We start from the raw sequence: 13277 nt of genomic DNA on the forward strand, positions 1-13277 counted from the left end.
ATGGACAACGAACAGAAGCTCCGGGACTACCTCAAGCTTGCTACCGCCGACCTGCGACGGACGCGGCAGCGGGTCAACGAGCTGGAGTCCGCGGCCCAGGAACCCATCGCCATCATCGGCATGACCTGCCGCTACCCCGGCGGCGTCAGCAGCCCGGAGGACCTCTGGCGCCTGGTCGAGGCCGGTGGGAACGGCATCTCGGAATTCCCCACCGACCGCGGCTGGGACACCGAGGCGCTCTCCGAGTCCAGCACCCGGTCCGGCGGTTTCCTCCACGACGCCCCCGACTTCGACGCGGACTTCTTCGGCATCTCGCCCCGAGAAGCCGTCGCCATGGACCCCCAGCAACGCGTCGCGCTCGAATCAGCCTGGGAGGCATTCGAGCGCGCGGGCATCGACCCGACCTCGGTCAAGGGAAGCCAGACGGGTGTGTTCATGGGCGCGATGGCCCAGGACTACCGGGTCGGCCCCGCCGACGGCGCGGAAGGATTCCAGCTCACCGGCAACACCGGCAGTGTGCTGTCCGGACGCATCTCCTACACCTTCGGCACGGTCGGCCCCGCCGTCACCGTCGACACCGCCTGCTCCTCCTCCCTGGTGGCCGTCCATCTCGCCAGCCAGGCGCTGCGCGCGGGCGAGTGCACCCTCGCCCTGGCCGGCGGCGTCACCGTCATGTCGAGCCCCGGCACCTTCATCGAGATGGGCCGGCAGGGCGGCCTCTCCGCCGACGGGCGATGCCGCTCCTTCGGGGACACCGCTGACGGCACCGGGTGGGCCGAGGGCGTCGGCATCCTCGTGCTCGAACGGCTCTCCGACGCCCGGCGCAACGGGCACGAGGTCCTCGCCGTCGTACGCGGCACCGCCGTCAATCAGGACGGCGCGTCGAACGGGCTCACCGCCCCCAACGGCCCCTCCCAGCAGGAGGTCATCCAGCAGGCGCTGATCAACTCCCGGCTCTCCGCCACCGAGGTCGACGCCGTCGAGGCGCACGGCACCGGCACCACACTCGGTGACCCGGTCGAGGCGCAGGCTCTGCTCGCGACCTACGGCCAGGGACGCGACGAGGACCGGCCGCTGCTGTTGGGCTCCGTCAAGTCCAACATCAGCCATACCCAGGCCGCCGCCGGTGTCGCCGGTGTCATCAAGATGGTCATGGCGATGCGCCACGGAGTGCTGCCGCGGACCCTGCTGGCCGACGAACCCTCCTCGCACGTCGACTGGTCGCAGGGCGCGGTCCGCATCCTCGACGAGAACCGGCCGTGGCCCGAGACCGGCGCGCCCCGGCGGGCCGGAGTCTCCTCGTTCGGCATCAGCGGCACCAACGCGCACACCATCGTCGAACAGGCCCCGCCCGCCCCGGCGACCGAGAACGCCGACGCCGCAGCCCCCGAGGCCGACACCGTCGCGGACCGGGGCCCGGTTCCCCTGCTGGTGTCGGGACGGACCCGCGAGGCGCTGCGTGCCCAGGCTGCCGCACTGGTGGCCGCGCTGGAGTCCGAGCCCGCCACGAACCCCCTCGACATCGCCTATTCGCTGGCCACCACCCGCGCCGGCTTCGAGCACCGCGCTGTCCTCCTGGCCGCCGACCGCGACACGGCGCTCGCCGGGCTGACCGCGCTGGCCGAGGACCGCGAGACCGCCGAGCAGGTGCGCGGCGCCGCCCAGAGCGAGGGAAAGCTGGCGTTCCTCTTCACCGGCCAGGGCTCCCAGCGCCTCGGCGCCGGCCGTGAACTGCACGCCGCCTTCCCGGTCTTCGCCGAGGCACTGGACGCCGCCTTCGCCGCCCTCGACCCGCTGCTGGAGCGCCCGCTGCGCGAGGTGCTCTGGGGCGAGGACGCCGAGGCGCTGAACCGTACCGAGTACGCGCAGCCCGCGCTGTTCGCCGTCGAGGTCGCGCTCTACCGCCTGGTGGAGTCCTGGGGCGTCCGGCCCGACTACCTGACCGGCCACTCCATCGGCGAGATCACCGCCGCCCATGTCGCCGGAGTGCTCTCCCTGGGCGACGCCGCCGTGCTCGTCACCGCCCGCGGCCGCCTGATGCAGGCGCTGCCGGCGGGCGGCGCGATGACCGCCGTACAGGCCACCGAGGACGAGGTGGCCCCGCTGCTCGCGGGCCGCGAGGACACCGTGTCCGTCGCCGCGGTCAACGGCCCCCGCTCGCTCGTCCTCGCGGGCCAGGCGGAAGCGGTCGCCGACATCGCCGCCCGCCTGGAGACCGAGGGCCGCAGAACCAAACGCCTCGCCGTCTCGCACGCCTTCCACTCACCGCTCATGGAACCGATGCTCGACGAGTTCCGCGCGGTCGTGTCGGGGCTGTCCCTCCAGGCCCCGCTGCTGCCGTTCGTCTCCAACCTCACCGGCGAGCCCGCCACCGTCGCACAGATCACCTCCGCCGACTACTGGGTGGACCATGTCCGCCGGGCCGTGCGGTTCGCCGACGGCATCGGCTGGCTCACGGACCACGGCGTCACCACCTTCCTCGAACTCGGCCCCGACAGCGTCCTTTCCGCGATGACCCAGGACTGCCTGGACGCCGCCGACGCGGACGGGCACACCGCGCTGCCCACGCTCCGCGCCGGCCGCCCCGAGACCGACGCCCTCACCGCCGCGCTGGCCGGGCTCCACGTGCGCGGCGCCGCCGTCCGCTGGGCGGAGTACTTCGCCGGCACCGGCGCGCGCCGCCACGACCTGCCCACCTACGCCTTCCAGCGCCGCAGGTACTGGCCCAAGGGCGGCGCCCAGAACCAGGCGGCCGACCTGCGCGCGGCCGGGCTCGGCGCGGCGCACCACCCGCTGCTCGCCGCCGCCGTGTCGCTCGCCGACTCCGACGGCGTGCTGCTCACCGGCCGCCTCGCGCTCCAGTCCCACCCGTGGCTCGCCGATCACGCCGTGCGCGGCACCACGCTGCTCCCCGGCACCGCCTTCCTTGAACTCGCCGTCCGCGCGGGCGACGAGGTCGGCTGCGACCGGGTCGAGGAACTGACCCTGGCGGCGCCGCTGGTCCTGCCCGAGCAGGGCGGTATCCAGGTCCAGCTGTGGATCGGCAATCCCGACGACTCGGGCCGTCGTACGGTCGACGTCTACTCCCGGCCCGAGGAGAGCGACGAGAACGCCTGGACCCGGCACGCCACCGGTGTACTGGCCGTCGACGAGCAGACCGCTGAGCACGGCGCCGGATTCGACGCCACGCAGTGGCCCCCCGCCGGGGCTCTGCCGGTGGCCGTCGAGGGCATGTACGACCGGCTGGCCACGGACGGCTTCGCCTACGGACCCGTCTTCCAGGGGCTGCGGGCCGCCTGGCGGCGTGACGGCGACGTCTACGCCGAGGTCGTGCTGCCCGAGGGCGGCGACGCAGGAGCGGACGCGTTCGGTCTGCACCCCGCGCTGCTGGACGCCGCGCTGCATGCCGCTTCCTTCGTCGAACTCGGCGCGGAGAGCCGCGGCGGGCTGCCCTTCTCCTGGGAGGGCGTGTCGCTGCACGCCACCGGAGCCTCCGCACTGCGGGTGCGGCTGTCACCGGCCGGCGAGGACTCGCTCGCGATCCAGGTGGCCGACGCCTCCGGCGCGCCGGTGGCCTCCGTCGAGTCGCTGGTGCTGCGCGCGGTCGCCGCCGAGCAGCTCGACTCAGCCGCCACGGCCGCGCGCGACGCGCTGTTCGGCCTGGACTGGGTGTCCGTACGGCAGGGGGCGACCGCTCCCGAGTCCGTCGCCCTGGTCGGTCCCGACGCGTTCGGACTCGTCGAGCACGGGGCACTCACCGCCGCCGCCTACCGGGACCTGACGGAGCTGGCGGCGGCCGACGGGCCCGTGCCCGCCGTCGTCCTGGTGACCCTTGACGGCAGGACCGGCGCCGACGCGGCGCGGTCCGCTCACGCCCTGGCGGCCGACGCCCTGGCCTCGGTGCAGAGCTGGCTCGACGACGAGAAATTCACCACCTCACGGCTGGTCTTCGTGACGCGGGGCGCGGTGGGTGGTTCGGATGTGGCGGCGGCCTCGGTGTGGGGTCTGGTGCGGTCGGCGCAGTCGGAGAATCCGGGTTGCTTCGGTCTGGTGGATCTGGATCCGGCGGGACCGGTCACGCTTCCCTCGATCGCGCTGAGTGCGGATGAACCGCAGGTGATCGTGCGGGACGGTGGTGTTCTGGTCGGTCGGCTGGTCCGCAGGGCGGCGGGCGAGATCGCGGCGGGGCCGGTGTGGGGTGGTGACGGCCGTGTGCTGATCACTGGTGGTACGGGTGGTCTGGGCGCGGTGGTGGCCCGTCATCTGGTGACGGAGCACGGTGTGCGCCGTCTGCTGTTGGTCAGCCGTCGGGGCCTGGGCGCCGAGGGCGTCGAGGAGTTGGTGGGTGAGCTGTCGCAGCTGGGTGCCGAGGCGGTGGTCGAGGCATGCGACGTGGCCGACCGCGACGCGCTCGTGGACCTGCTGGCACGCCACAGCGTCTCCGCGGTGATCCACACGGCCGGTGTGCTGGACGACGGTGTGGTGGGCTCGCTGACGCCGGAGCGGCTGGAGACGGTCCTGCGGCCCAAGGCCGACGCGGCCTGGAACCTGCACGAACTGACCCAGGACCATGCCCTCTCCGCGTTCGTGGTCTTCTCCTCCGTCGCCGGGGTGATCGGCAGCGCCGGCCAGGCCAACTACGCGGCGGGCAACGCCTTCCTGGACGCGCTGATGGAGCGCCGCCGGGCCGAGGGCCTGCCGGGTCTGTCGCTCGCCTGGGGCCCGTGGGACCGTACCAGCGGCATGACGGGCACCCTGGCCGAGGGCGAGGCGGACCGGCACGCCCGTTCCGGGGTGCGGGCGCTGACGGCCGAGCAGGGCGTGGCGCTCTTCGACGCGGCCCAGACCACACAGGAGCCGGTCGTCCTGCCCGTACGGCTGGACCTCCCGGTACTCCGCGCGCAGGGTGAAGTCCCGCCGCTGCTGCGTTCGTTGATCCGCACCCGCACCCGCCGTGCCTCCGTCGCCGGATCGAGCACGGCCAGTGGCCTTGTGCAGAAGCTGAACCGGCTGGAGGCGGAGGAGCGCCTCGACCTGATGCTGGACCTCGTGCGCGGCCAGACCGCCCTGGTCCTGGGGCACGCCGGCGGTGACGACATTGATGCCGGGCGTGCCTTCCGCGAACTGGGCTTCGACTCGCTCACGGCGGTCGAACTGCGCAACCGGCTCAACACCGTGACCGGGCTGCGGCTGCCCGCCACGCTGGTCTTCGACTACCCGACCGTGCGGAGCCTGGTGGGGTACATCCTCGAAGAACTGCTCGGTGCGGAGGTGGCCGTGGCGCCGCCCACGGCCGGGCGCACCGCGGCGGAGGCGGACGACCCGATCGTGGTCGTCGGCATGAGCTGCCGGTACCCGGGCGGGGTGACCTCGCCCGAGGACCTGTGGCGCGTGGTCACCGAAGGCGCGGACGTCATATCCGGCTTCCCGACCAACCGCGGCTGGGACGTCGAGGGCCTCTACCACCCGGACCCCGACCACAAGGGCACCGCCTATACCCGCTCGGGCGGATTCCTGCACGAGGCGGGCGAGTTCGACCCGGCGTTCTTCGGGATGAGCCCGCGCGAGGCGCTGGCGACCGACTCCCAGCAGCGACTGCTGCTGGAGGCATCCTGGGAGGCCGTGGAGCGGGCCGGCATGGACCCGGTGTCGCTTAAGGGCAGCGCGACCGGCGTCTTCGCCGGTGTCATGTACAGCGACTACGGCGCGGTGCTGGCCGCCCCCGAGTTCGAGGGCTTCCGCGGTGGCGGCAGCTCGGCGAGTCTGGCGTCGGGCCGGGTGTCGTACACCCTGGGTCTTGAGGGTCCGGCGGTGACGGTGGACACGGCGTGTTCGTCGTCGCTGGTGGCGATGCACTGGGCGATGCAGGCGCTGCGCAGTGGTGAGTGCTCGCTGGCGCTGGCCGGTGGTGTGACGGTGATGTCGACTCCGGCGGTGTTCGTGGACTTCGCCCGGCAGCGGGGTCTGTCGGCCGATGGCCGGTGCAAGGCGTTCTCCGAGTCGGCCGACGGTGTCGGCTGGTCGGAGGGCGTGGGCATGGTGGTGCTGGAGCGGCAGTCCGACGCGGTGCGCAACGGGCACGAGATCCTGGCCGTGGTGCGGGGCAGTGCGGTCAACCAGGACGGTGCGTCCAACGGTCTGACGGCGCCCAACGGTCCCTCGCAGCAGCGTGTGATTCGTCAGGCGCTTGCCAGCGGCGGGTTGTCGGCCGGGGACGTGGATGTGGTCGAGGCGCATGGCACCGGTACGTCACTGGGTGACCCGATCGAGGCGCAGGCGTTGTTGGCGACGTACGGGCGGGACCGTGACGAGGACCGGCCGTTGCTGCTGGGCTCGGTGAAGTCCAACATCGGCCACACCCAGGCCGCCGCCGGTGTCGCCGGTGTCATCAAGATGATCATGGCGATGCGTCACGGTGTGCTTCCGCAGACGCTGCACGTGGACGCCCCGTCCTCGCACGTGGACTGGTCCGCGGGCGCCGTGGAGCTGCTGACCGAGTCGACGCCGTGGCCCGAGACCGGCCGCCCCCGCCGCGCCGGCGTCTCGTCCTTCGGTATCAGCGGCACCAATGTCCACACCATCATCGAGCAGCCCCCGGCCCCCGCCGCCCCGGAGCGCACCGCCACCGGCCGTGCCCCCGGAATAACACCGTGGCTCGTCTCGGGCCGGACCCGCGCGGCCCTGCGCGGCCAGGCGGCACGCCTGCTCTCCTATGTGCAGACGCATCCCGAACTCGACCCGGTGGACGCGGCGTTCTCCCTCGCCACCACACGTACCCGGTTCGACCAGCGGGCCGCCGTGCTCGCCGGGGACCGCGCGGAACTGCTGCGTTCGCTCACCGCGCTGGCCACCGACCGCCCCGACGCCGGGGTGATCGAGGGCGAGGCGACCGGGCGCGGCCGGACCGCGATGCTCTTCACCGGCCAGGGCAGCCAGCGCGCCGCCATGGGACGTGAACTCTACGAGCGTCACCCGGTGTTCTCCGAAGCGCTCGACGCGGTGTTCGCCGAGCTGGACCCGCTGCTCGACCGCCCGCTGCGCGAGGTGCTGTTCGCGGACGAGGGCACCGACGAGGCCGCCCTGCTGGACGCGACCGGCTGGACCCAGCCCGCGCTGTTCGCCGTCGAGGTCGCGCTGTTCCGTCTCGTACGGTCCTGGGGGATCAAGCCGGACTTCGTGGCGGGCCACTCCATCGGTGAGCTCGCGGCGGCCCACGCCGCGGGCGTCCTGTCGCTCGCCGACGCCTGCGCCCTGGTCGCGGCCCGCGCGAGCTTGATGCAGGCGCTGCCCACCGGCGGTGCGATGGTCGCCGTCCGGGCCACCGAGGACGAGGTCACGCCGCTGCTGGCCGGCCGCGAGGACACCGTGTCGATCGCCGCGGTCAACGGACCGGAGTCGGTCGTCGTCTCCGGCGACGAGGACGCGGTCCTGGAGATCGCCGCCGCGTTCGACGAGCTCGGGCGCAAGACCAAACGGCTGCGGGTGAGCCATGCCTTCCACTCGCCGCGCATGGCCGGAATGCTCGACGCGTTCCGCGCCGTCGTCGAAGGGCTCACCTTCCACGCGCCGCGCATCCCGCTGGTCTCCAACGTGACCGGCGCCCTCGCCACCGACGAGCAGGTGTGCTCGGCGGAGTACTGGGTCACCCACGTCAGCGACACCGTCCGCTTCGCCGACTGCGTCCGCACCCTGCGCGACGCCGGTACGACCACCTTCCTGGAACTGGGCCCCGACGGACCGCTGTCCGCCATGGCCCAGGACACCCTCGGCGACACGTACGACGCCGAACTCGTCCCGCTCTGCCGCGCCGACCGCGGCGAGGCGCTGGCCGTCACCACCGCGCTCGCCCGGCTCCAGGTCCAGGGCCTCCCCGTGGACTGGACGGCGTACTTCGCGGACAGCGGCGCCCGCCGCGTCGACCTGCCCACCTACGCCTTCCAGCACGAGTACTACTGGCCGCAGCTGCCCGCCGCGGCCGTGGCCCCGGGCGACGCCGACCCGGCCGACCAGCGGCTGTGGGCCGCCGTGGAGCGCGGCGACGCCGACGAGCTGGCCGCCATCCTCGGCCTGGGCGAACAGGAGCACGACTCCCTCGGCTCCCTGCTGCCCGCCCTGACCTCCTGGCGGCGCGGCAAGCAGGAGCAGTCCCGGCTCGACTCGCTGCGCTACCGCGTCGAGTGGGCCCAGCTCAACACGTTCGCCGCCCCGGTCCTCGACGGCACCTGGCTGCTCGTCACCGGAGACGCCGAGGACGCCGGGGGTGCGGGCGAGCTTGTCGAGCAGCTGGCGGGCACCCTGAGCGCGCACGGCGCGCGGGTGCACCGCCTCACCCTGGACCTCGCGTGCGTCGACCGGCAGGTGCTCGCCGCCCGGCTCGAAGCCACCGAAGGCTTCGACAGCGCGGCCAACGTGCTCTCCCTGCTCCCGCTGGACGAGCGCCCCGGTGAGACGTGCACGCCGCTCAGCCACGGCCTCGCGCTGACGCTCACGCTCGTCCAGGCCCTGCACGACACGGGATCCCACGGGCGGCTGTGGACGGCCACCCGCGGCGCGGTGTCCACCGGGTCCGCCGACCCCCTCACCCACCCCGCCCAGGCCGCGGCCTGGGGGCTCGGACGGACCGTGGCCCTGGAGCACCCCCGGCTCTGGGGCGGGCTCGTCGACCTGCCCGAGGAGCTCGACGAGCGGACCGCGCAGCGGCTCGCGGGCGTCCTCGCCGTCAAGAACGTTCCCGACGGCGAGGACCAGGTGGCGCTCCGCGCCGGCGGGGTCCTGGGCCGCCGTCTCGTCCGGTACACCGCCGACGCCCTTCCCGGCGCCGCGGAGTTCAGCGCCCGCGGCACCGTGCTGGTGACCGGCGGCACCGGTGGCCTCGGCGCGGAGGTCGGCCGCTGGCTGGCCCGCTCCGGCGCCGAGAACCTCGTCCTCACCAGCAGGCGGGGACCCGACGCCCCCGGCGCCGACGCCCTGCGCGCCGAACTGGAGGAGCTGGGCGCCCGCGTCGAGATCGTCGCCTGCGACGCCGCCGACCGGGACGCGCTGGCCGCCGTGCTCGCCGCCGTCCCGGACGAGCTGCCCCTGACCGGCGTGGTGCACACCGCGGGCGTCGGCCAGTACGGACCCCTCGACGGGCTGACCCCCGCCGAGTTCGCAGACCTCACCTCCGCGAAGCTCGCCGGGGCCGCACACCTCGACGCACTGCTCGGGGACCGCGAACTCGACCTGTTCGTCCTCTTCGGATCCATCGCCGGTGTCTGGGGCAGCGGAGGCCAGAGCGCCTACGGCGCCGCCAACGCCTACCTCGACGCCCTCGCCGAGCACCGGCGCGCCCGCGGACTGGCTGCCACCTCCGTGGCCTGGGGCCCCTGGGCCGAAGCGGGTATGGCCACCGACGAAGCGGTCTCCGGCACCCTGAAGCGCCAGGGACTCGGCTTCCTGGAGCCGGCCCTCGCGATGACCGAACTGGGGCGCGCCGTCGTCCGGGGCGACACCACCGTCACCGTGGCGGACGTCGACTGGGACCGCTACGCACCGGTGTTCACCTCGGCGCGCCCCAGCGCGCTCCTCGACGGCCTGCCCGAGGTACGGGCGCTCGCCGATGCGGCAGGCGCGGCCGACACCGGCGACACCTCCGAGTTCGTCACACGGGTACGCGCCCTGTCCGAGCCCGAGCAGATCCGGCACCTGTCCGACCTGGTCCGCAGCGAGGCCGCCGTCGTCCTCGGCCACGGCTCCGCCGACAGCGTCGCGGAAGGACGCGCCTTCCGCGACATCGGCTTCGACTCGCTGACCGCCGTCGAGCTGCGCAAGCGACTGGCCGCCACCACCGGCCTCACCCTGCCCAGCACCATGGTCTTCGACTACCCGACCCCGCTGGAGCTGGCGCAGTACCTTCTGGCCGAGATCCTCGGCGCCGTCCTCGACGTGGCCGGGCCGGTCGCCACCGGCGCCGCCGACGACGAACCCATCGCCATCATCGGGATGGGCTGCCGCTTCCCCGGCGGCGCCGACTCGCCCGAGCAGCTGTGGGACCTGGTCACCGACGGCGCGGACGCCGTGTCGGACTTCCCCGTCAACCGCGGCTGGGACGCCGAGGGGCTCTTGGACCCCGACCCGGACCGGCCGGGCAAGACCTACTCCACCCTCGGCGGCTTCCTGCACGAGGCCGACGCGTTCGACCCGACGTTCTTCGGCATCTCGCCACGCGAGGCGCTGGTGATGGACCCCCAGCAGCGGCTGCTGCTGGAGACCACCTGGGAGACCTTCGAGCGCGCCGGGATCGACCCCGCCGCGGCCCGCGGAAGCCTCACCGGCACCTTCATCGGCTCCAGCTACCAGGACTACGGACTGGGCGCCGGCGACGGCGCCGAGGGCCACATGGTCACCGGCAGCATCCCCAGCGTCCTGTCCGGCCGCATCTCCTACGTCATGGGCCTCGAAGGCCCCGCCGTCACCGTCGACACCGCCTGCTCCTCGTCCCTGGTCGCGCTGCACCTGGCCTGCCAGTCGCTGCGCAACGGGGAGTCCACGCTCGCCGTCGCGGGCGGCGCCACGATCATGACCACCCCCGCCCCCTTCATCGCCTTCAGCCGCCAGCGGGCCCTGGCCCGGGACGGCCGCTGCAAGGCGTTCTCCGACGAGGCGGACGGCATGACCCTCGCCGAGGGCGTCGGCATTCTGCTGGTCGAACGGCTCTCCGACGCCCGGCGCAACGGACACCCCGTCCTCGCGGTGATCCGCGGCTCGGCGATCAACCAGGACGGCGCGTCCAACGGCCTCACCGCCCCCAACGGGCCCGCCCAGCAGCGGGTGATGCGCCAGGCATTGGCCAACGCCCGTCTGGCCCCCTCGGACATCGACGTGGTGGAGGCGCACGGAACCGGTACGCCACTGGGCGACCCGATCGAGGCGCAGGCCCTGCTTGCCACCTACGGCAGGGACCGCGACCCGGAGCGCTCGCTGTTGCTCGGCTCGGTCAAGTCGAACATCGGCCACACCCAGTCCGCCGCCGGTGTCGCCAGTGTCATCAAGATGGTCATGGCGCTGCGCCACGGCCTGCTGCCCAGGACCCTGCACGCCGACAACCCGTCCTCGCACGTGGACTGGGACTCCGGCTCCGTGCGGCTGCTGCACGAGGCCGTCGAGTGGCCCGAGACCGGCCGGCCGCGCCGCGCCGCCGTCTCCTCGTTCGGCATCAGCGGCACCAACGCCCACACCCTGATCGAACAGGCGCCCCCCGCCGCCGAGCCCGAGGCGGCCCCCGCCGCCGAGCCCGTGCCGGTGGCCGGCGGCGTCGTACCGTGGACGGTCTCGGCGAAGACCGCCGCCGCGCTGCGCGCACAGGCGGCCCGGCTCCTGTCGCACCTGGAGACCGCGAGCCCCGCGCCACGCGCGCTCGACGTCGGCCACTCGCTCGTCTCCTCCCGCGCGGTCTTCGAACACCGTGCCGTGGTGGTCCCCACCGAGGACGCCGACCCGATGGACGCCCTGCGCGCCGTCGCGGCCGACGGACCGTCCGCCGTGGTGGCCCGCGGGATCGCCGACGTCGAGGGCAGGACGGTGTTCGTCTTCCCCGGCCAGGGCTCCCAGTGGGTGGGCATGGGCGCCCGGCTGCTGACCGAGTCACCGGTCTTCGCCGAGCGGATCGCCGAATGCGCCGCGGCCATCGGCGAGTTCGTCGACTGGTCGCTCATCGACGTACTGCAGGGCAAGGAGGGCGCGCCCACCCTGGAGCGCGTCGACGTCGTGCAGCCCGCCTCGTTCGCGGTCATGGTGTCGCTGGCCGCCCTGTGGCGGTCCCGCGGCGTCGAACCCGCCGCCGTCGTCGGCCACTCGCAGGGCGAGATCGCCGCGGCCGTCGTCTCCGGCGCGCTGTCCCTCCAGGACGGCGCCCGGGTCGTGACGCTGCGCAGCAAGGCCATCGGCCGCACCCTGGCCGGCCACGGCGGGATGATGTCGGTGGCGCTGCCTGTGGAGCAGCTGGAGAGCCGCCTGGACGCCTGGCAGGGCCGGGTGTCCGTCGCCGCCGTCAACGGACCGCGCTCGGTCGTCGTCTCCGGCGAGCCCGAGGCGCTGGACGGGCTGTCGGAGGAGCTGACCGCCGACGAGGTACGCGTGCGGCGGATCGCCGTGGACTACGCCTCGCACTCCGTCCAGGTCGAAAACCTCCACGACGAACTCCTCGACGTCCTCGCGCCGATCGCCCCGCGCGCCAGTGAGGTCCCGTTCTTCTCCACGACGACCGGCGACTGGCTGGACACCGAGGGGATGGACGCGGGCTACTGGTTCCGCAACCTGCGCCAGAGGGTCCTGTTCGCCGACGCCGTGCACGATCTGCTGGCGGCCGGGCACCGCGCCTTCATCGAGGTCAGCTCGCACCCCGTACTGACCATGGCCGTACAGGACATGATCGACGAGACGGCCGAACCGGGCGTCGCCACCGGCACGCTGCGCCGGGACCAGGACAGCGTGTCCCGCTTCCTGCTCTCGGCGGCCGAGGTCTTCGTCCGCGGCGTCGACATCGACTGGGCAGGGATCTTCGAGGACTCCGGAGCCCGCCGGGTCGACCTGCCCACCTACGCGTTCCAGCACGAACAGCTCTGGGCCGTCCCTCCCGTCGCCGAGCCGGCGGTCTCCGCCGACCCCGCCGACGCCGCATTCTGGGCCGCCGTGGAGCAGCAGGACCTCTCCGCGCTCACCTCCGCCCTGGGCACGGACGAGACCTCCGTGGCCGCGGTCCTGCCGGCCCTCTCCTCGTGGCGCAGGTCCCGCAAGGACCGCTCCACCGTCGACTCCTGGCGCTACCGGGTGTCCTGGAGCCCCGTCGGCAACGTCCCGCAGCGGTCGCTGTCCGGCACCTGGCTGCTGGTCGGCGCCGAAGGCCACGGCCACGACACGGACGAGGTCGCCGACGCGCTGAGCGGCCAGGGCGCCGCGGTCACCCGCCTCGTCCTGGACGGGACGTGCGTGGACCGCGCGGTGCTCGCCGAACGGCTGGCCGGCGCCGGGGAGATCACTGGCGTCGTCTCCACGCTCGCCGCCGCCGAGGAGCCGGACGAGCGCACCCCCGTGCTGCCGCTCGGCCTGGCCCTGACCGTCTCCCTGGTCCAGGCCCTGGGCGACGCCGGAATCGAGGCACCGCTGTGGTTCCTCACCCGGGGCGCGGTCTCCACCGGCCGCTCCGACGAGATCACGTCCCCCACCCAGGCATTGGTCACCGGCGTCGGCTGGACCACCGCGCTGGAGCACCCGCAGCGCTGGGGCGGCGTCGTCGACCT

1 pseudogene (cut by a window edge) is annotated in these 13277 nt (G+C 73.7%); it reads left to right on the forward strand.

The window, feature by feature from the left end:
• A pseudogene (locus tag Sfulv_RS31775) lies at nucleotides 1–13277 on the forward strand (type I polyketide synthase) (its annotated part continues 14950 nt past the right edge of the window); the annotation flags it as partial.

The sequence above is a fragment of the Streptomyces fulvorobeus genome (genome assembly GCF_013167895.1).
Taxonomy (GTDB): Bacteria; Actinomycetota; Actinomycetes; order Streptomycetales; family Streptomycetaceae; genus Streptomyces; species Streptomyces fulvorobeus.